The following is a 21,138-nucleotide window of genomic DNA, read 5'->3' as shown; positions in this document are numbered from 1 at the left end:
CAATGTTTTAAAACCTTGCCTGCGGTAAATTTGTATCATAAACAAGAAAGGAAATTTATGTCACAGTTTATTTTGCATCCAGCAAACACCAGAGGTCATGCTAATCATGGTTGGTTAAATGCACATCACTCATTTAGCTTCGCAAATTATTATAATCCGGAGCGCATGCATTTTGGCGTATTAAGGGTTTTAAATGACGACTCAATTGACGGTGGAATGGGTTTTGGTGCGCATCCTCATGATAATATGGAAATCATTACGATTCCACTAGCAGGTGCAATTGCACACAAAGACAGCATGGGTAATTCAGCAGTAATAAAAAGCGGCGAGATCCAGGTGATGAGTGCAGGTACAGGCGTTAGTCACAGTGAATTTAATGCCAATGCAGATGAACAATTAAATTTATTGCAAATCTGGCTGTTTCCAAACAAGAAAAATGTTACACCAAGGTACGATCAGCAGGCTTTGAATGTAGAAGCCCGTCACAATAATTTTCAGCAGATTTTATCTCCTGATGCAGCGGATGAGGGTGTTTGGATTCATCAGGATGCCTGGTTTGCGCTCGGAAAATTTGATCAGGGCTTTGAAACTGATTATAAAATCAAAAAAGCTGGAAATGGTGTTTATGCATTTGTAATTAGCGGAGAAGTAACCATTAATGGACAAAAATTAGGTAAAAGAGATGCAATAGGTGTTTGGGATACGGATACACTTAATTTTAGAGCTGATTCTGAAGGAGCGGAAGTGTTGCTGATGGATGTGCCAATGGAACTAAATTAAATTGGATAATTATAGTGTTCATAATGGGCTTGCCAGGATTTTCCGGTAAGCCCATATGATTTAACCTAAAAAATATGATGCCTTTAACCATACTTTACGTCGGAAGAGATGCTGATATTACTGTTGTAATGAACCGTTTGTTAAATGCAAGAGAAGAATGGACTGGCATTTGCGTATGTTCAGATGAGGAAGCGATATCTGTTTGTAAGGAACAGCACCTGGATTTGGTGTTGCTCGGAAATGGAATCAATCATGGGGATGAACAAAAGTTGCGGACAACATTATCCGCGCTAAGGCCAGGCTTAAAAATTGTGCAGCATTATGGAGGTGGCAGTGGCTTGCTGTACGGCGAAATAATGTCAGCCTTGCGGGAGGAGGGCTAACTGATTTCCAGAATCAAATATATTCTGGTCCAATTGCATCAGTTTCTATTTCAATCCCTACAAGTGTTGACAAGGAAAAAGGGGCTGTGCGGGGGTATCACAAGCTTCATGTTTTGCAACCTGACCTTGAACCTCTAAAATCCCCGTATCGTGTTACTAGCTAATATAATCCCTGTCTTCATCGCTTAGTTCCTTTTTGTTCCCGTTGGCCTGATTTCTGGCAATCTCATCATCATAGCTGCTCAGCGTTTTTCTCGGGCGGCCAACAATAAATCCGATAATAAAACCAATTACAATACAGATTCCAATTACCAGAAGCTTTGAAACAGGAACGGTTGTTACAAGAAAGTCGAAATCAACAGGCTCAGTGTTTACCATTAAGAAAATGGTTAGTAAGGCTGTCAGTGCAATAATGAAGATGGTTTTTCCACTCATGGTTTAAAAGCTATAATTAAAAGAAAACTCTAATATCGGATTTTGATTGTAAACTTTATTAACGAAAACTAATCTTGCTCCCACATCAACAACAGGCTGGTACCGTAAAATGTTTAAACTACTGTTCAGTTCTACCCCATAAGTTTTGGGTTCTCCAAAGTTGGTTTCCTTTCCGATGTTTTCGTAATGGCAAAATAAACCTGCCCTGAAATTTCTCACATAGGCGAGCGGACCAATCTCCCAATCCGGAAAAGCGAAAGGAAAACGGTAATTGAAAAGTAAGGTATTTTCAAGTTTGCTTTTTGCTAAAATATTGTTGTAGCCATACACGGTCGAAATGTCTGTCGCATATTGATTCACACCGGTTGCTTTTTGATAATTGAAGCTAGCCAGAAAAGAATGGTTGTGAAAAAAACCAGGAAAATAAAAGAAGCTCCCAAGTGCTAAAATCTCGCCTTTAAGATTAGGGTCGAAAGGCTGGTGATTGTAGCTTGCTCTAAAAACCTGTGCCCACTTTGGGGCGATATCCCGCTCTGTTGTACGTACACTGTGGTTAAATGCAAAGCTGTATTCCATCGGGAATTTAAGTTCTCTGATGAAGTTGTTTGGCATATTCTCAGGCAGGTATCTGCGCGTGTAACTCGTTGCCGCATTTAAACTGAAAGCAAAGTTTTCATTTCTCGAATTAAACGATAATGGGAGTGATGCATTAAGTTTGATATAATGCTCTCGCCAATCTCCCTGTTTAAGGGTGTTATTAGCTCTGTAGAACGTTCTTTTTGGTCTGTTGCGGTAGATGACGCTCAAAACAGGATAAAATGCCTTATAGTTGATATCTGCTGTGTATTCAAAACGCTTGAGGTCGCGGTGATATTTTGCGCCCGTATAAAAGTTCATCGTATTGAGCAGATTGTTGGATTGCAGCTCCAGCCCGAAGATGTACTCGTTATCGATTGATGGAACAATACTGTGGAAGTTGAATAAATTTAACCCGGCATGGTAAGGTTTCGATTGATAACTACTGTCTGGAACTCCCTGAAAAACATTGCCAACATTTTCTTGTTTTTCAGCCGCCGCTGTGAAATCTACAAAATGGTTTTCTCCAGCAGGAGCGGTTATAATTTCCTTCTCTGAAATTTCATATCCATTAACCTGATAGTTGTTAAAAGTAATTTTTCCAGACTCAGAAACAGTTGGGTTAAATGCCCCATATTTTGCTGCGCTCAATGCACTGATTTGCTTCGATAGAATATCAATCTGGTAAATATTATCGATGCCATTGAAGTGTGCATTAAAGGCGATATTATCTGAAATGAAAATTGGACGGTTCAGTTGTTGCCTGCTGTTTGCTATGAGCGTTTCAATAATCCCCTTGCTGAGCACTTTTAAGTTTTTACCGTTTTCACTTACGCTGATGAAAGCAATTTTATTTCCTGATAAATCGAAAGATGGAGTTTGCAGAATCTCATTTTCTGGATTTGAATATTTCTTGATTATCGTTCCATCCGATGCGCTAATTTCTATCAGGTTAAATTGATTGCTAAGGTCAACCTGTACAGCAACAATTTTTTTTCCGTCCGTAGAAAGTGATGGAGAAAAGAGTCTGCTTTTACTGCTAAGTTTTTTGAGTTTTTTAGTTTCAATATTGTAACTGCATATTACGCTATAGCTGCGTTGTTTATATCTTGGATCGTATCGTATTTCGTCCCAAACAATCACGTTATTTTTAAAGCTAAACCAGGGCTGTTCCTGATAACCAATTCCAAATAGTTTTTGTTCAGTTTTGTCTTCGTTGATAATTGCAAAATGCCTGGCTTCTGCCTTACTTTCTTTAAGCGCTAAAATCTGTTTTTTGTTCAATCTAACCGGGAGAAAATAATTCGTTGCATAGCTCGGTTTTTTATTCAAAATATCAACATTTTCTACAGCAGTTTTTGAAGCCTGTTCTTGCCAGTTTTTGGTGATTTTATTTTGAGTACTTAAAAAGAATTTCCTGGTGTTATAACCCGAGATCTTTTTTAAGGTTTGAGAAAAGGGGTAAGGTCTCACCGGTCTTTTTCTAAGGTCGCTCAGCAGGCTGTCTGAAACAAATTGCCCGAGCTGTTCTTTCAGATTGGCCATCATTAAAAATCCGGTTTGGTAGTAGCCCGGAGTTACCGATCTGTTCGATCCAAAATAGGCTTTGCTGTAGCTGAATTTTTTACCTTCCAAGACCGAAGCTCGGAAAGGCATGATCCAGTTAGGTTGCCGGCCTCTACCTGAAAAGGTAAGTGCCGTTTCATTTACTACAGCATCTCCCTCAAAAAACCAGGTGGGTACCGCGGCACCGAAGTAAGCAAAGTAAACCAGTTCAGGAAATGGATGTTTTTGATTTCCTGTCAATTTGTCAAACTGCGCGATGTGTCTCAATTCGTGTACGGCCAGGTTGTTCAGCCAGTCCTGGCTATCGAAATATTGTGGCGGTGTAGCATAGAATTCTGACTTCTTTGGTCCCAGCTGAACGAAGCCATTTGCAACCGTTCCCCGGTTCTGTAAAAGGAGTGGGATGGAGGTGTGTTGCTGTCTCAAGCCCAGTCCAATTTTAGGGTATATGAAGGGTAGGGTATTGGCCATTCTTTGCCCTTCTTTCTCCAGTTCTGCCGGATAAATGATTTTGAAGCCGCCAGATGAAATATACCTCCATTTTACACTAAGTGGGTTTTGTTCGGTGCTGAAAATCTGACCAAAAACCGATGGTGAAATAAAACTTGAAATAGATAATGTTAAAAGGCTGATTTTTAATATGTTGATAGCTTTATGTGATTTCATTAAAAATGTATGCTAATATTTTTAGTTTTTTAATTTTCTATTGCCTTATTATGTTTTAACTTTTAATTTAACATTTGAATGTTAATAACTTGATATTTAGTTGTTTGTGATTTTGTGGATATTCGGTTTAATGGCCGTTTTAATAGCGTGTTTTCAGGTTTTTAATGTTGTTGCAAGCACTCGTATTGTAGTTTGTTTGAAATTTTGAATAATGCTTTTAATATACACTTATTAATCGATTTTCTTGCTCGATTTTTTTCATAGTTGTAAAAAAGGTATGCAAAAAGCCTAACGGATGAGGTTGTATTTTTAGGGTCTTTTTCATTTTTTTTACCCATTATTTAGTATAAATTTCATTGGTTGATATTCCAGGGGAAGCACAATTTTTAGTGCAGAAAATCAAAATGTGGATTATACAGAAATGAAGAAAATCAGGTGTTTTGACCTCCCGGATTCTCCGTTAAATCATGAGTATTTTCAATCCCCTCCCGGCAGATATCGGTTGTTCATGATGCATTTTACTCATTCAGTTAAAATTAGGTTTGTGTCATTTTGGCGCTTTTTCTTAGGGGCATGTTGTACTAACGATAGCTTGATAATCCGACTCGGATGCGATATAAAGTCTCCATTTCGAGTGCGTTTTTTTCCGGTTGCTGTCCTATAAAACTGAGGTTTTACAGTAAGGTTATACGCTGTTTTTGATCGAAATTCTCGATCCTCATTTCGTAAAATGTATGCTTTTAAGTTGATTTTAACGCCTGAAATACCTCCAAATTCGGTATGTAACGGCATTAGAATTGAATATTTGTGAACTGGACTCGGTTTTGCTTTCGATTTTGTTAAAAATGAAAAAGGTCCTAAAAACGCTGTTTTCAGGTACTATAAGGCACTTTTTTACGCCTTTTTCCGTTTTTGTTTTCAAACAAGGATAAGTAGCTTATCAAGCATAGTGAAACCTTTTTAATTGCGAATTAGCCGGGAATAACCTACTTATAATGCGAATATTTATGCTGTTTTTTAGCCTATATCTAGGGATAATTTTGGGTGATCCAGCTCAAGGCCTTGCAATATAAAAAGACCATTTCTGTCGAGGTGCCACATCAGCTCAAACTAACCCAGACTAAAATAGCTGAGTTTACGCTCGTTTTATAATCCTGAATAGACGTGCTAAAATGATAGAAAATCAGGTATTTTTTCGCTGGAATATTTTCTCAGGATCCATCGGTTTATACTTAGTTTTTTGCTGGTTTTGGTGCGTTTGAATCCGAGCTTTATATGTGTGAAAAACTAGATTCTGTTACGCCATTTTTTATAAACAGGATAAAGAAAAACTGCAGCTAAAACAATGACCGCACCCGCATAAAAGCCACCAGTCATTTGCTCCTTATTTTGAAAGAAAACAAAGGCTAAAATGATTCCGTAAACGGGCTCTAAATTTGTTACTAATGCAACCCTAAAAGCAGATAATGTTTTCATTACAGAAACACCTGCAACATAGGCAACGGAAGTGCATAGGGTGCCCAATAAGGTCAGGTAAAACCAGTCGCTTGCACTAAGGTTAAAATGCATATTGATTAATGAACCATCATAGATTCTATATAGGCTTACCCAAAAAAGGGCTCCAACTAATTCATAAAAACTGATGATAGATGGCGATGCTTTTTGCACCAAAGTAGAGTTGATTGTGCCAAATAAACTAGAGGCTACTGCTGCCAGAATGCCGAGGATAATACCGAGTGTATACTGTCCTTCAAACTTGAAGATCATATAGATTCCAAGTATAATTAGAAGGCCTACAAAGATGTCTCCAATCTGGAGCGGTTGTCGCTTAATCAGAGGTTCTAAAATCGCTGTGAAGAGCGTAAAAGAGGATAAGCAAACCAATGTAACAGATACGGTAGAAACCTTGATTGCATGAAAGAAAAATATCCAGTGGATCGCTACGATGGCGCCAGTAAAAAAGAATTGTAAGAATTGCTTTTTGGTAATCCGGATAGAGGTTTTGGTAAACCAAAACCAGGCTAACAAAGTTATGCTGGCAATTAAAACGCGGTACCAAACCATTGGTACCGCGTCTATAGAAATTACTTTTCCAAGTACTCCTGTAAATCCCCAAACGAATACAGTAAGGTGTAAAATAAAGAGGTTTTTTTTATCGGCATCCATCTTATTTTGGTGCTCTTTTCAAAAGGTATAGCCCCAGTATTCCAAAGGCTAATGTAGGTGTTAAAACAGCTATAAAAGGAGGTAGTCCGCCTTTAGTTGAAAACATCTGGGTGAATTGGTTAAATACAATATAAGCGAAGCTGAGTATGATCCCGATACCCAAGGAGACCCCAACACCACCACGAACTTTTCTTGATGATAAGGCTACCCCAATGAGGGTTAAAACGAATGCAGAAAGTGGGTGTAAAAACCTTTTATAACGTTCAAACTGGAGATCATTCATGATGCCTGTTCCCCTGATTTTTTCCTTTCTGATTTTCTCTCCAAGCTCTTTCGTAGTCAGGTTTTGAACCACGTTATCGTAGGCAGAAAAATCATCAGGACGCATATCTAAAATGGTATCTTTCACTTTTCCTGTACCGTAAACCATGGTTTCTTTCAAGCCGTTGATGGTGCGTACAGAATAGTTGCTCAGCTGCCACTTGCGCTTTAGCGAATCCCATTTTATATTGTCTGCTACAATCTTTTTCTTCAGTACATCGCCGTCAAAGTTATCTAAGGTGAAACGATATCCGGAGTTTGTTTTGTTGTCGAAATTCTCAATGTAGATAAACGTTTTATTATCCAGTTTCATGTGGATGTAAGACTTAGTCGAGGCTTCATTACGCTTTACATAAGTATTCTCAAACTTATTCTTAAGTGTATTGGTATAGGGTAAGATGTAAAGATTACTGACTAGATTAGCGGAGAAAATAATAGAGGCAGAAACAAAATAAGGAAAAAGAAAGCGGTTAAAACTTACTCCTCCACTTAAAATCGGAACAATTTCTGTTTGATCTGCCATCTTCGCAGTAAAGAAAATTACTGCAATAAAATTGATTAAAGGTGAGAGCATATTAACATAAAAAGGAATCGATCCTGCGTAATACTTGCTTAAAATTCCCCAGAAACTTAGCCCGCTTTTCATAAAATCATCCATCTTTTCCGATAAATCGAAAACCACAATAATGATGACGAAGATGGCCAGGGTATAAACAAATGTACCCAGGTATTTGCCGATAATATACCGGTCGATGATTTTAATTCTTCCCTTTAATAAATCCATTTTAGAGCTTATTGCCTAGTATTTTTACCATTTTATTTTTCCACTCATAAAACTCACCGCTCAGGATTTTTTCTCTTGCCTGTTTCACCAGCCATAAATAGAAATGGAGATTGTGTAAGGTAGCAATTTGTGCGCCAAGCATCTCTTTGCTATGCACTAAATGACGTAAATATGCTTTGCTCGTTACCTGATCGGCATGTAGATCGCTCTCTGCATCCAGAGGTGAAAAATCATTTTCCCATTTTTTGTTTCTGATGTTAATGATCCCGTTTCGGGTAAAGAGCATTCCATTTCTGGCGTTTCTTGTAGGCATTACGCAGTCGAACATATCAACGCCCAATGCAATGTTTTCAAGAATATTTACAGGGGTTCCAACGCCCATTAAATACCGGGGTTTATCAGATGGTAAGATGTCGCAAACTACCTCTGTCATCGCGTACATTTCTTCTGCGGGCTCGCCTACCGATAAACCGCCTATAGCATTGCCTTCACGCCCCATGCTCGCAATAAATTCAGCAGATTTAATCCTCAGGTCTTTATAAACAGAACCCTGAACGATGGGGAAAAGGGTTTGGTCGAAGCCATATTTAGGCTGCGTATTGTCGAAATGTGTGCAGCAACGTTTTAACCATCGGTGGGTCATTTTTACTGATTCTGCTGCATAAGTGTAATCACAAGGATAAGGGGTACACTCATCAAAGGCCATAATGATATCTGCTCCGATAGTTCGCTGGATATCCATCGCATATTCTGGTGTGAAAAGATGCTTGGAACCATCAATATGAGAGTGAAAGGTTACGCCTTCTTCCTTGATTTTTCGAACTTTACTTAGAGAATACACCTGGTACCCGCCGCTATCCGTTAAAATAGGACGATCCCAGCCTATAAATTTATGTAAACCACCTGCACTTTCCAGTATGTCTAATCCCGGTCTGAGATATAGATGATAGGTATTTCCCAGAATGATTTGAGCATCAATATCTTGCTTTAATTCTCTTTGGTGTACAGCTTTAACTGTTCCGGCTGTACCTACAGGCATGAAAATAGGTGTTTGGATTTCACCATGAGCAGTGGTTATAGTGCCTGCTCTAGCTTTTGAAAGCGGATCATTGGCCTGCAAGTTGAATTTCATATGTGTGTTTTTATTAGTCAAAAATTTGCCAAAAATAGCAAAAATAGAGGGCATATTTTTGTTTAATTTTTTATCAACATAAAAGCTTATTATTGATTTAAAATGAGAAATTTGCAGCTATTTATTATAACATCGTGATATTAACCCTGCTCGAGATTTGCATACTCTCGTTTTTTGCTTTTTGCCTCCTGGTTCAACTCTATTATGTGCTGTTTGTGCACCTTAGGCTGGCCAATGTCTACATTGAAGATCTACCATTAGAAGAACGAAAACCATTAAGCGTAATTATCTGTGCTCGCAATGAAGTGGCTAATCTGACAGCATATTTACCTTCCATATTAAACCAGAAGTATCAGAATTTCGAGGTGGTTGTAGTTAACGATCGTTCATGGGATGGTACAGAAGAGCTATTAGAGCAAATGGCTAAAGAGTATGCCCAGCTGAAGATTGTAAAGGTTTTAGATAATGATAAGTTTATAGCCGGGAAAAAGTTCGCTGTAACCATGGGGATTAAAGCAGCAAAACACGATTGGCTCGTATTTACAGATGCTGATTGTTTACCTGCAAGCGAAAATTGGCTCCTGAATATGCAGCAACCCGAAGATGAAAATGTAGAAATCGTTTTAGGTTACTCTCCTTATCTTAAGAAGCGTAATCTGTTAAATGCATTGATTCGGTTTGAAACCTTCTTTACAGCCGTCAATTACCTTTCCTTTGCCTTAAAAGGCATGCCTTATATGGGGGTTGGTAGAAATATGGCCTACAAGAAGTCACTTTTCTTTAAAAATAAAGGCTTTGCTGCACACATGCACATCCCATCTGGTGATGATGATTTATTCGTGAATGCTCATGCCAATAAATACAATACAGCAATCAGACTTCATCCGGATAGCCATGTGTGGAGTAACCCAAATACTACCTGGTCAGGTTATTTGAGGCAAAAGAAGCGTCATTTTGGAGCAGGTAAGTTTTATAAACCCAAACATAAGTTTATTTTGAGCTGGCAAATTACCTTTCAGTTCCTGTTTTATGCTGCATTTGCAGGATCAATGTTTCTGAGCTGGGAAGCACGATATGTTGCCTTCGGGATATTGTTTCTGAGTCTTTTTATCAGGTGCCTGGTATACCCTAAATTATTGAAAAGATTAAACTACGGTGAATTACGTTGGTGGTTCCCGATTTTAGATATACTTTTGTTTTTGTTTTTAACCCTGAATGCCATTCTTGCCCAATTTGGCAAGAAAAAAGTCAACTGGAAATAAGTTATTACATTATGTCAGATATAAAACCGGATATCATCACGAAATATTTTCCTGATTTAACAGCAAAACAGCTTGAACAGTTCTCTCAATTATTTGAGCTTTACAGCTACTGGAATGCACAAATCAATGTGATTTCCAGAAAAGATATCGAAGAGCTTTACGAACGTCATGTATTACATTCATTGGGCATTGCAATGGTTTGTAAGTTTAAAGCGGGCGAATCTGTATTGGATGTAGGTACTGGTGGTGGTTTCCCGGGCATTCCTTTAGCCATTTTATTTCCTGATACTCAGTTCCATCTCGTAGATTCTATCGGTAAAAAGATTAAAGTAGTAAAGGAAGTAGCCTCAGCATTGGGATTGCAAAATCTTCAGGCAGATCACCTGAGGGCTGAACAAATTAAAGGTAAGTTTAATTTCATTGTATCCAGGGCTGTAACCCGTTTGGGAGAGTTTTATCCATGGATTCAGGGGAAATTCAAAAAGGAATCAATTAATGCTATTCCCAATGGGATTCTTTATTTAAAGGGTGGAGATCTGGCAGAAGAGATTAAAGAGTCAAAACTGAAAGCAGAACTTTATCCGCTTTCAGCGTATTTTGAGGAAGATTTCTTCGAAACAAAGTATGTGGTTTACGTTCCGCAGTAATCTTTAGTTTTTCATAATCATCTTATCTTTTAACGACTGCTGTAAACCAGTTTGCTTATCTACGTTTTTAACAACCTCTAAAACGGCGTTTGCAGCATGGCTGAAGAATACTTTTGTGATGCTCGAATATTCATCGGTGGCTTTGTGGTAATCTTTATGGTCTTCCACACCAAAGTATAAGAAGGGTATGTTTTTAGCATTAAATGCCCCCTGGTCGCTCTGGTTGGTCCAGTCATCATGACCTAATTTAGGGTCGTCATGCCCCAGAAGTACCTTGATATTCGGATTGTTATTAACGATGTATTTTTTTAAGTCAGGATATTTGAATGTGCCACAAACATAGAGTTCATTTTTATCGCTATGGCTGATCATATCCATATTTAAATTGATTGCTATTGTATTTACGGGTACAGGAGGATTGGCTACAAATGCTTTCGCACCCTGTAAACCCATTTCCTCTGCATCGAAAGAAGCAAATATGATGGTGTTATTGGGTTTGTTTTTGGCAAAATAAGCGGCAATTTTTAATAAACCGGCTGTTCCTGAGGCATTGTCATCGGCTCCATTAAAAACCTCATCTTTAACTACACCTAAGTGGTCATAATGTGCAGAAACTACAATTACGTTCGTTCCTTTTCCGGGGATATAGCCGATTAAGTTCGTGCCATTTACTTTTTGGCCGTTTCTGGAGGTAAAATCAAAATCCTGTGCATAGTTAACATGTTGAGGATAGGATTTTAATCCCAGCTTTTGAAATCTTTCTCTGATGTATGCACGAGCCATTTCAGCACCTTTTGTACCTGTTTTCCTTCCCTGGTAAGCATCTGAAGACAGGATCTCAACGTCTTTTAGTAATTGAGCATCTGGTTTTGTGGTATCTGAACCTTGATTTTTAACAGAAGAACAGCAACTGAGCATTAACGCCAGGGGAATAATATATAGGATTTTCATGGTAAATGTATTTCTGCCTAAAGATATTAATTATTGGCAAAGAAAACTCCCAACTTGTGACTTCAGACTTCAGACTCTGGACAAAACTAAGCTGCCACCTCTCTTAAATCTACAGCCACAACTCTCGAAACGCCTTGTTCTACCATGGTTACACCGTAAATAATATCGGTACTGGCAATTGTACGCTTATTGTGCGAAACGATAATGAACTGCGACTGATCTGAGAATTTACGGATGATGTTGTTGAACTTATCGATGTTGGTATCATCAAGCGGGGCATCTACCTCGTCGAAAATACAGAACGGTGCTGGTTTTAACAGGTAAAGTGAAAATAAGAGGGCAGTAGCGGTTAATGTTTTTTCACCACCTGATAATTGGTTGATAGATAACGGTCGCTTACCTTTAGGTCTTGCAATAATGTCTATATCAGCCTCTAATGGGTTGTGGATATCGGTAAGGATAAGGTCGCAGCTATCTTCGTCGTTAAACAGAGAGCGGAAAACGACAATGAAATGTTCGCGGGCCTGGGTAAAAGCCTGCATAAACTTATCCTTCGCTGTATCATCAATTTCTTTGATGGTTTGTAGCAAATCTGCTTTAGCGGCCTGAAGGTCTTTTTTCTGATTCTGGATAAAGATATAGCGTTCATCCATTTCTTTATAAGCTTCCATTGCCATAGAATTGATTGCGCCAAACTCATCCAATTGACGCTTCATCCGGTCTACTTTTTGACGGAGTTCAAATTCGCTCTCTAAAGCTTCGGTTTCTTCCTCTGTTTCTAAGAGATCGTTGATATCAATGTTGAATTCGACAGCTAAACGCTCTTTCAGGGCATTGAGGTCGATTTTTAAAGCGTTCTTTTTATCCTTAATTTCGGTTAAAAGAAAATCTGTTTCTTCTCTGTTTTTACGGATATTGGTCAGATCGCCTTCTACTTCATTGATTTTTCCTTTCATCGAAAAATATCCCTGCTCTATCTCTGCAAGGCCTTTTTCCATGTCTTCACGTTGCTTGTACATCTCCAGGAGCGTATCATCGCTTAAATCGGTATGTTGAAGCGTCGCTGTAATCTCGGTTAATGCCTCCTGAAGTTCCTTTTCGTTTTGGGCAATGCGTTTATTTAAGGCTTCTTCCTGTACAAAACGGTAATCTAAATCCTTTTCTAAACTGGATAACTTATTTTGTTGCTGGTGAAACTTGATGTTATCCTGGTTGTACTTACCTGCACTTTCTGTTACCTGCTCTGCAATTTCCTGGTAGTTTAATTGCTGCTCTTGCAGGTTAACGTGGGCTTCCTGTTGATTTCGTTGTAGCTGAACCAATGCCGGAAGTTTCTCGGATAAACTTTTTTCTATGGAAACAATTTTCTGCGCAATATCCGTTTTACGGTTTTCACTGGTTGTAATAAACTCCTGATATTGATCCCTTCTGGTTTGAACAGAAATGTGCTCATTAATGAACTTGTTAAGCTCCTGCTGTAATGCGCTGATTAAATTGGTTTTAGATGCTTCTTTCAGGCTCAGGATATTCTCCGTTTCTGCAGAGATGGCTATATTATACTGATTGATTAAGGCATCAGATTTCTTAACCTCTTTAGCTAAGTTTTCCAGGTTCTTGGCACGGCCAATTCTTTTCCCCTCAAATAATCCCACTGAGCCACCCGCAAGTGTGAATTTCGTTTGTGCATATTTACCGTTTTTAGCCAGTATAGTTAAGCTTTCGGTAGGCGCTACTTTAAAAAAATTTTCCTGCTCGGTAACCGAGATGTATACATTTTGAAGCAACAGATTGCAAAGGTGCTGATATTTTTTATCTACCTCAATCACTGATAAAGCCGAAACCAATCCTTCATGCTCACGTATGGCAGGTTGTTTATCGGGCACATTCTCCAGGATAAAGAAGTTAGCCCTGCCTCTGCTTGCATCGGTTAATAAGTTAATCGCCTGTACAGCATCAGCGTATTTATCTACCACATAGTGGTTCATTACGGGTTCTAAATAGTTCTCTATGGCAATGCGGAAGTCTTCGTTACAGAATAAAATATCTGACAGGAGGAGGGCGGTTTTGGCAAAGGCGCTGTTCTTTTTTAAGAAACGAATAGATTCTGGAAAGCCTTCTAAACTATCTACAAGTGATTTAGTAAGATTATATTCGTTTTGTTTAGCGTCCTTTTTTCGGTTTTCGGCCATCAATTTTTCCTTGTTGGCACTTAAATTGGCTTCAGATTCTGCCAGTTTATTTTTTAGAACCTCTTCTTCTTCGCTCAGTTGCTTAATATGAGCTTGCTTTTCACGAATCTGGATATCCAATTCGGCCAGGGCATGATCAAAGGCTTTTAATTCTAATGTTTTGGTTTCAGTATCATCAACATTTCTGTTAGATTCTTGTATCAGAGCGTCTTTTTGGATATTTAAAATATCAATATCTTTTTGAGCTTGATAAACCTGACTTTGAAGCTCATTTACGGATTTGATTAAATTATCAGTCCGGTTTTTTTCAGTCTGCTGTTGTTCACGAAGTGCATCCAACGCAGTTTTAAGCAATTTTAAATCGGCTTCCAGGCGGTTAAATACTTCCGTTTCTGTTAAAACTTCCTCATTTAAACGCTTGATATTATATTTAATGTGGTTTACCTGATTTTTATCCTTTTCCAGCTCTCCGGTTAAACGTGTTTCTTTCTCCTGTAAAAAACGCATTTGCTCATTTTTTACCTTCTTTTCGCTCTCGTAAGCACGGATTTTTGAAACCAGTTCGTTTGTTGCTTTTTGCTGCACAGAGAGGTTTTTCTCCTCGCTTATGCTACCCAGTTTGAGTTTCTGAAGCTCAGATTCCTGGTGATCTATTTTGCTGCTAAGCGTGGTACGCGCCACAAGCTGACTTTGCTCCTGAACTTCAAGTGCATTCAGGTCGGTACGGAAAAAAGCGATTCTGTGGGTAGCCAGTTGTACACTCAGCTCCCTGTATTGCTCTTTTAATTTATAATAACGCTCTGCTTTCTTTGCCTGGTTTTCGAGCGTTTTAAGGTTTTTCTCAATTTCGAAAAGCAAATCTTCAACCCGTTCCAAATCACCTTCAGTATCTTTTAGCTTCCCAAAAGTTTGCTTTTTGCGGAGTTTATATTTCGATATCCCCGATGCTTCTTCAAATAAAGATCTCCGGCTATGCTCTTTATTGTTGATGATTTCATCAACCATTTTAAGCTCAATAATCGAGTAACTGTCTGAGCCGATTCCGGTATCTAAGAATAAGTCGGTTATGTCTTTTAGGCGGCATTGAACATCGTTTAAACGGTATTCACTATCGCCATTGCGGTAAAGTTTACGGGTAACGGTTACCTGAGAATAGGCCGTAGGCAGGATGTTTTTAGTATTGTCAAAGCTTAAAGAAACTTCTGCAAGCTGTGCCTGTTTACGGTTTTTCGTTCCGTTAAAGATGATGTTTTCCATCTTTTCTGAGCGTAGCGCCTTAGTACTCTGCTCTCCCAGAACCCAACGCATGGCATCAATAACGTTCGATTTACCACAACCATTCGGGCCTACAATTGCAGTTACACCTTCATTAAAGTTAATCGTAACCTTATCTCCAAAGCTTTTAAAACCTTTAATTTCTAATCGTGTAAGTTGCATGGTTTATTATCGGCCTAAACCGGACGCCAATATTAAGGAATATTTAGGTGTTTTTCAAGTTTTAGGAGCACAGAACATGATAATTTAGCTGTTTAGACTAGTATTTAGGCTTTTTATTTTCATGTAACATTGACATTAAGGTTTGTCGCTTAATACCCACAACTAGTGACCAATGACTAATGACCAATGACTCCTACTAATTATAGACTCAAGACTAAAGACTCAGAACTCAAGACCAGTTACCTAACTATCATTAGTTTAGCGAACTTTAATAACAATTGCTTATTGCCTAATCCCTGGAAAAACACAGTGGCTTTCACATCTGGCATGGTTCCTTCAAGGCTTACAATTTTACCAAATCCGAATTTTTCATGCTCCACTTCCATTCCATTTTGAAATTCGTGGGGTTGAGAAGGCGTAAATCCAGGTGTTGGGACATGCGCCTTTGCCAGTAAAGAAGTTGTTTTCGGCCGTGCAGGTGGGGCAGAAGTTGTACCTCCGGCAGGTTTTGGTTTGCTAAAGAAATCTCTTGGTTGCGAAGACCAGGTTTTGCGCTCATCATCAAAATTGCCCTCCAATGAGTTGCTTTTAGCTGGTTTAACATCCAGCTCTAAAAACCTCGGACTAATCTCATTAATGAAGCGGCTTGGCTCACAGTTGGTTAATGTTCCCCAACGGTATCTTGAAGTGGCATAGGTGAGTGTTAGCTTTACTTCGGCCCGGGTAATGGCTACATAAAATAGACGTCGTTCTTCTTCTAATTCTGACCTCGAATTTACCGATAGCTGTGAAGGGAAAAGGTTTTCCTCCAGGCCAACAATAAATACATTTTTAAACTCCAAACCTTTAGCTGAATGGATGGTCATCAAAGAAACAGTATCCTTATTCTTGTCTCCGTCTTTATCATCGTTGGTTAAAAGTGCTACATCCTGCATAAAAATATCCAGGCCTTTTTCCTCAATATCTTCTCGCTCTGCAAATTCTTTAATACCATTTAATAATTCCTGGATATTTTCATATCTACTGCGACCTTCAACACTGTCATCGGAATAAAGTTCCTTTAAAATTCCTGCATGTTGCGCAATAAACAAGGCGGTGTCATAGGCATCAAGTTTTTTGGCTTCTGCCTGAAAACTCTGAACCATGAGCGCAAACTCATTCAGCTGATTGGCTAACCGGCCATCTACAAACATATGGGCATTTGAAATTACATCCCACATGGTTTTACCATGCTGATCTGCGGCAACAATAATTTTATCTATCGAAGTGTCTCCAATACCACGCTTAGGGTAATTAATTACCCGTTTAATGGCCTCTTCATCTTTCGGATTAAAAGTTAAACGGAAATAGGCAATTAAATCTTTAATCTCTTTTCTTTGATAGAAAGATTGACCACCATAAATTCTGTACGGTATATTCAGCTTCCGTAAACCTTCCTCCATGGCCCTGCTTTGTGCATTGGTACGGTACAGGATGGCAAAATCGTGATACTGATAACCTTTAGTGCTGCGTTCCTGAATAATAGATTCGGCAACTAACTTTCCTTCTTCGTTATCTGTAAAAGCCCTCGATACTTTAATTCTTTCACCAGGCTCATTATCCGAGAAAACATTTTTCTCCAGTTGGTTTTTGTTGTTGGCAATAATGCTACTGGCGGCATCAACAATATTCTGGGTAGAGCGGTAGTTTTGCTCTAGTTTATATACTTTTAAATCCGGATAATCGCGTTCAAAGTTTAAGATATTCTGAATATTCGCCCCACGGAAGGCATAAATACTCTGTGCATCATCACCCACTACACAAATGTTCTGGTAAGCTGCAGCCAGTTTTTTCACAATGGTATACTGCGAAAAGTTGGTATCCTGGTACTCATCCACCATTAAGTACCTGAATTTCTGCTGGTACTTATTCAAAACATCCGGATGTTCCTTTAACAATATATTCGTTTTGAAGAGTAAATCGTCGAAATCCATGGCACCTGCCCTAAAGCAGCGTTTAGTATAGGTTTCATAAATCTGCCCCAGTAGCGGGCGTTTATTCTGTATATCTTCTGCCTGGATCTGATCATTGGCCTGGTATTCTCCCCAGGAAATCAGGTTGTTTTTGGCCGATGATATCCTGTTGTATACAAAGTTAGCGGCATATAATTTATCATCCAGCTGCATCTCTTTCAGTATTGCGCGGATTACACTTTTACTGTCGTCAGTATCGTAAATGGTAAAATTGCTTGGGTAACCAATTTTTTCGGCTTCTACCCGAAGGATTTTCGCAAAAACAGAGTGGAAAGTGCCCATCCAGATATTCTTAGCCTCGGCGCCAACAACCTTGCTAATCCTTTCACGCATATCCTTACTGGCTTTATTGGTAAAGGTCAAAACCAGAATGTTGAATGGGTCAGTCCCGGTTTGAATCAGGTGTGCTACACGAAAAGTAATTACACGGGTTTTGCCCGATCCGGCACCAGCAACAATCATTACGGGTCCTTTTGTGTTCTCTACTGCTGCTCTCTGTTGTGGGTTTAATCCTTCTAAGTAATCCAAATCGACTCCTATTTTTTTTGAGGCTCAAAAATAATAAATCAAAAGCTTTTTATGGAATTTGTGGAGAAATAGCAATTGGAATGTTTAGGAGGAATAAAATGTTTTTCATTATTCACCCACATGGCATACAAACAGGCCATTAAACTTTCAACTTTGCACTTTCAACTTTCAACTCTCAACTCCGAACTCCCAGCTTTCAACTCCCACTACCGCGCAACAATGAACTTTTTTACACTATTGTATTGGCCTGAATCAGAAGATATTTTAAAGAAGTAAATGCCCGAAACCAGGGTAGTCGTATTAATCTCCAATGTGTGTTTACCGGTATTCAAATATTCGTTAACAACAGTTTTAACCAGTCTGCCCATAATATCATAAATCTGTAAATTGATTTTGTCTGCCTCAGGAAGTACAATATCAATATAGGTTTGACTGGATGCCGGATTCGGGTAATTCTGAGTTACCACAAACATTAAGAAATTATCAAAAATCGCTTTGTTAATGGCATCAAAAATGATGTAACTGATTAACCGGTACCCTCGTGCATTGGGATGAAAAGGATCCTGATACAAAGAAAAATCCCTGCGCATTATGGCATTTACATCAGCCAGGTAGATTTTATACTCTGCAGCCAGCTTCCTGTACATGGTGTTAATGCTTCTGATGGTGTTATTTACAGCAACATAACTGGGGGTATTGCGGTCATCTATAAACTGTAAAGTACAAATAATAGGCACTAGCTTTTGTTTTAAGCTGGTAGTAATTAACAGGCGCATATTGGCTTCTGTTTCTTTAACGCTTCCTACCTTGTTCAGTACTATGGACAGCGCATCATTTATGCCCATATCAACCACAAAAAAGCCCGTTCTGTTGGCAATGGCATTGTCAATTCTCAATAAGCCCTGTTTGGTGGTTTGTCCGCCAATACCGTGGTTGGTAATGTCTACAATTTTGCCGGTATAGCAATTGAGGAAGTTGTTTTTAAGCATGGTTTGAAAACCAACTCCATTAACTCCTTCAACAGTACTGGCTCCAAAGGTTACTATATTAATACTGTCTTTGGCATAGTATTGGGCTGCTTCCGGACAACTTACTCTTCCAGGTGGTTGATTTTGGGCCAACCCTGAAAAACTAAAACAAAAAAACAGCAGCAGCAATTTAAGGCCGAGCGCGCTTAATTTCATTTAATAATGTTCTTTCTAACAGGGTTTAAGGATAATTTTATAAAACCGCAAGTTACGAAAATAAGGTATATTTTATAAGACGAATTATGCTTTTTTATTTTTCTGTGATTTAAGGCAGATTTGAGTATTGAAGCCCAAAAGATGAGGGTCGAAAATGCGAAACTTATGACTTACAACTGAAGACAGTTTCTTCCATCTCCTGAACAAAAACCTATATTTGCCCAAATTCTTTTGTTATGCAAGAAATAAAAAATTACGTAGAAGCGAACAAACAACGCTTTTTAGATGAGTTGTTTGAATTGTTGCGCTTTCCATCGGTTAGTGCCGATCCTAAATACAAAGATGATGTGCTTAAAACGGCCGACTATGTTGCCCAAAAATTAAAAGATGCAGGTGCAGATAACGTAGAAATATGCCCAACAGCAGGTTATCCTATTGTTTATGGCGAGAAGATTGTAGATGCGGCGCTTCCTACGGTATTAATTTATGGCCACTACGATGTTCAGCCTGCAGATCCTTTAGAACTTTGGAAAACACCTCCTTTTGAACCAACCGTACGCGACGGTAAAATTTATGCCCGCGGTGCCTGCGATGATAAGGGGCAGTTTTATATGCACGTTAAAGCATTCGAACTGATGATGCAAACCAACACTTTGGCTTGTAACGTTAAATTCATGATAGAAGGGGAGGAAGAAGTGGGCTCAGCTAACCTGGGTATTTTTGTAAGGGATAACCAGGAGCGCTTAAAAGCAGATGTGGTTTTAATTTCTGATACTTCTATGATCAGCATGGAAAACCCGTCTATCGAAACCGGATTACGTGGTTTAGCTTATATGGAAGTTGAAGTAGTAGGGCCTAACCGCGATTTACACTCAGGTGTTTACGGTGGTGCGGTTGCTAATCCGGCAACTATCCTTTGCAAAATGATTGCCTCATTGCACGATGAAAACAATCACATTACCATCCCTGCCTTTTACGATAAGGTAGTAGAACTTACTAACGACGAAAAGAAAGCCTTAAATGCTGCGCCTTATGATGAGGAAGAGTATAAAAAAGACCTTGATATTGAAGAAGTATGGGGCGAAAAAGGTTACAGCACCTTAGAAAGAACAGGTACACGCCCAACTTTAGAAGTAAACGGAATCTGGAGCGGATACATAGGAGAGGGCGCTAAAACCGTGCTTCCAAGCAAAGCAAATGCTAAAATATCTATGCGCCTGGTTCCAAATCAAAGTTCTGAAGAAATTTCTGAAATCTTCGCTAAGCATTTTGAAAGCATTGCTCCTAAAAACGTTAAAGTTAAGGTAACCCCTCACCATGGTGGCGAGCCGGTGGTAACACCTACTGATAGTGCGGCCTATAAAGCAGCAGAAAAAGCAATTGAAGATAGTTTCGGTAAAAAAGCAATTCCAACTCGTGGCGGCGGTAGTATTCCAATCGTGGCTTTGTTCGAAGAGGTATTGGGTATTAAATCGGTACTTTTTGGCTTCGGTTTAGATAGTGATGCTTTGCACTCTCCTAATGAGAAGTATGATATCTTTAACTATTACAAAGGCATTGAAACCTTGCCATTATTCCACAAGTATTTTGCTGAGTTAAGTAAATAAGGTTTATTTACCTTTAATATAATGCCTCGCTTATTTAAGTGAGGCATTTTTTTTTGAAAATGAAAGTACGTATTCCATAGCTGCTGCAGCCCCGCCATTGCCTATAGTCCTCGTTACGCGGTGCTCCACTCCGGGCTATGTGGCGCTGTCGGGTTTATTCCAGTCCCATTAGTTTTTCATCGGCTGCTTTGCCCTGCCACCTCATGCTGTACTAACCGCAATGCGCTTCCCGTAATAAAATAATGGTTGCTTGCTAAGCGTGCTAGGGTTCATTCGCAGTTGATGCGTAGTATATCCGTATGTTATCCAATACCGAGGCCATACAAATACATATCCAATGCGGGGCTACTCCACCCTTCAGTGGAAAAATGTGGACTTACGGTGGACTTGATGTGGACTAACCCTTTCCGTAAGTCGAAAATTACAAAGCCAAATACTGGTCTTTCCTCCACATAATATAACCATTTCTATTCTTATTTACAAACATGATTAATATCTAAAACATTAAAAAT

14 protein-coding genes are annotated in these 21,138 nt (G+C 39.0%); 5 read left to right on the top strand and 9 right to left on the bottom strand.

The window, feature by feature from the left end:
* The first annotated feature begins 57 nt into the window (after window positions 1-57).
* Complete coding sequence (locus ACQY77_RS05825; RefSeq protein ID WP_421938922.1) at window positions 58-780, top strand: pirin family protein; 723 nt, start codon at window positions 58-60, stop codon at window positions 778-780.
* Window positions 781-854: 74 nt separating this feature from the next.
* Window positions 855-1,163 carry a hypothetical protein gene (locus ACQY77_RS05820; protein WP_421938923.1) on the top strand — a complete coding sequence of 103 codons (309 nt, stop codon included), beginning with the start codon at window positions 855-857 and terminating at the stop codon, window positions 1,161-1,163.
* A gap of 156 nt (window positions 1,164-1,319) precedes the next feature.
* Here the strand turns inward: ACQY77_RS05820 and ACQY77_RS05815 are convergent, their stop codons facing one another.
* The 5 genes from ACQY77_RS05815 to tgt form a co-directional block, all read right to left on the bottom strand.
* Window positions 1,320-1,598: a lipopolysaccharide assembly protein LapA domain-containing protein gene (locus tag ACQY77_RS05815; RefSeq protein WP_421938924.1), complete on the bottom strand. Its 279-nt coding sequence runs from the start codon at window positions 1,596-1,598 to the stop codon at window positions 1,320-1,322.
* Window positions 1,599-1,601: 3 nt separating this feature from the next.
* Window positions 1,602-4,406 carry a hypothetical protein gene (locus ACQY77_RS05810; RefSeq protein ID WP_421938925.1) on the bottom strand — a complete coding sequence of 935 codons (2,805 nt, stop codon included), beginning with the start codon at window positions 4,404-4,406 and terminating at the stop codon, window positions 1,602-1,604.
* Window positions 4,407-5,693: 1,287 nt separating this feature from the next.
* Window positions 5,694-6,572: a DMT family transporter gene (locus ACQY77_RS05805; protein WP_421938926.1), complete on the bottom strand. Its 879-nt coding sequence runs from the start codon at window positions 6,570-6,572 to the stop codon at window positions 5,694-5,696.
* A 1-nt stretch (window position 6,573) separates the two neighbouring features.
* The gene (locus tag ACQY77_RS05800) at window positions 6,574-7,677 is read right to left on the bottom strand and encodes an LptF/LptG family permease (protein ID WP_421938927.1); all 1,104 of its coding nucleotides are present in this window, start codon (window positions 7,675-7,677) and stop codon (window positions 6,574-6,576) included.
* 1 nt (window position 7,678) lies between these two features.
* Window positions 7,679-8,809, bottom strand: coding sequence for a tRNA guanosine(34) transglycosylase Tgt (tgt, locus tag ACQY77_RS05795; protein WP_421938928.1), 1,131 nt, complete (start codon window positions 8,807-8,809; stop codon window positions 7,679-7,681).
* A 134-nt stretch (window positions 8,810-8,943) separates the two neighbouring features.
* Here tgt and ACQY77_RS05790 point away from each other — a divergent pair, with 134 nt between their 5' ends.
* The gene (locus tag ACQY77_RS05790) at window positions 8,944-10,071 is read left to right on the top strand and encodes a glycosyltransferase (protein ID WP_421938929.1); all 1,128 of its coding nucleotides are present in this window, start codon (window positions 8,944-8,946) and stop codon (window positions 10,069-10,071) included.
* An 11-nt stretch (window positions 10,072-10,082) separates the two neighbouring features.
* A complete protein-coding gene (gene rsmG, locus ACQY77_RS05785; protein ID WP_421938930.1) occupies window positions 10,083-10,718 on the top strand; it encodes a 16S rRNA (guanine(527)-N(7))-methyltransferase RsmG in 636 nt (211 codons plus the stop codon).
* Between the two features lie 3 nt (window positions 10,719-10,721).
* Here the strand turns inward: rsmG and ACQY77_RS05780 are convergent, their stop codons facing one another.
* From ACQY77_RS05780 to ACQY77_RS05765, 4 genes are all read right to left on the bottom strand, one after another.
* Window positions 10,722-11,669 (bottom strand): M28 family peptidase, encoded by a 948-nt coding sequence (locus ACQY77_RS05780; protein ID WP_421938931.1) that lies wholly within the window; start codon window positions 11,667-11,669, stop codon window positions 10,722-10,724.
* A gap of 86 nt (window positions 11,670-11,755) precedes the next feature.
* A complete protein-coding gene (gene smc / locus ACQY77_RS05775; protein WP_421938932.1) occupies window positions 11,756-15,295 on the bottom strand; it encodes a chromosome segregation protein SMC in 3,540 nt (1,179 codons plus the stop codon).
* Between the two features lie 239 nt (window positions 15,296-15,534).
* Entirely contained in the window at window positions 15,535-17,835 is a 2,301-nt protein-coding gene (locus tag ACQY77_RS05770; RefSeq protein WP_421938933.1) for an ATP-dependent helicase, read from the bottom strand.
* 206 nt (window positions 17,836-18,041) lie between these two features.
* The gene (locus tag ACQY77_RS05765) at window positions 18,042-18,956 is read right to left on the bottom strand and encodes a GDSL-type esterase/lipase family protein (RefSeq protein ID WP_421938934.1); all 915 of its coding nucleotides are present in this window, start codon (window positions 18,954-18,956) and stop codon (window positions 18,042-18,044) included.
* Between the two features lie 299 nt (window positions 18,957-19,255).
* Between ACQY77_RS05765 and ACQY77_RS05760 the strand changes: the two genes are divergently transcribed.
* Complete coding sequence (locus ACQY77_RS05760) at window positions 19,256-20,626, top strand: dipeptidase (RefSeq protein ID WP_421938935.1); 1,371 nt, start codon at window positions 19,256-19,258, stop codon at window positions 20,624-20,626.
* Window positions 20,627-21,138 lie beyond the last annotated feature (512 nt).

It is taken from the genome of Pedobacter sp., assembly GCF_965279535.1.
Lineage (GTDB): Bacteria > Bacteroidota > Bacteroidia > Sphingobacteriales > Sphingobacteriaceae > Pedobacter.
Note: the sequence above shows the minus strand (reverse complement) of the source record. Positions and strands in the feature narration are given on the sequence as shown.

Bases quoted from the DNA above. Each gene is read 5' to 3' on its own strand.
- tgt (WP_421938928.1), bottom strand. From the start codon at position 8,809: ATGAAATTCAACTTGCAGGCCAATGATCCGCTTTCAAAAGCTAGAGCA.
- ACQY77_RS05780 (WP_421938931.1), bottom strand. From the start codon at position 11,669: ATGAAAATCCTATATATTATTCCCCTGGCGTTAATGCTCAGTTGCTGT.
- ACQY77_RS05820 (WP_421938923.1), top strand. From the start codon at position 855: ATGATGCCTTTAACCATACTTTACGTCGGAAGAGATGCTGATATTACT.
- ACQY77_RS05815 (WP_421938924.1), bottom strand. From the start codon at position 1,598: ATGAGTGGAAAAACCATCTTCATTATTGCACTGACAGCCTTACTAACC.
- ACQY77_RS05805 (WP_421938926.1), bottom strand. From the start codon at position 6,572: ATGGATGCCGATAAAAAAAACCTCTTTATTTTACACCTTACTGTATTC.
- ACQY77_RS05800 (WP_421938927.1), bottom strand. From the start codon at position 7,677: ATGGATTTATTAAAGGGAAGAATTAAAATCATCGACCGGTATATTATC.
- rsmG (WP_421938930.1), top strand. From the start codon at position 10,083: ATGTCAGATATAAAACCGGATATCATCACGAAATATTTTCCTGATTTA.
- ACQY77_RS05810 (WP_421938925.1), bottom strand. From the start codon at position 4,406: ATGAAATCACATAAAGCTATCAACATATTAAAAATCAGCCTTTTAACA.
- smc (WP_421938932.1), bottom strand. From the start codon at position 15,295: ATGCAACTTACACGATTAGAAATTAAAGGTTTTAAAAGCTTTGGAGAT.
- ACQY77_RS05760 (WP_421938935.1), top strand. From the start codon at position 19,256: ATGCAAGAAATAAAAAATTACGTAGAAGCGAACAAACAACGCTTTTTA.
- ACQY77_RS05825 (WP_421938922.1), top strand. From the start codon at position 58: ATGTCACAGTTTATTTTGCATCCAGCAAACACCAGAGGTCATGCTAAT.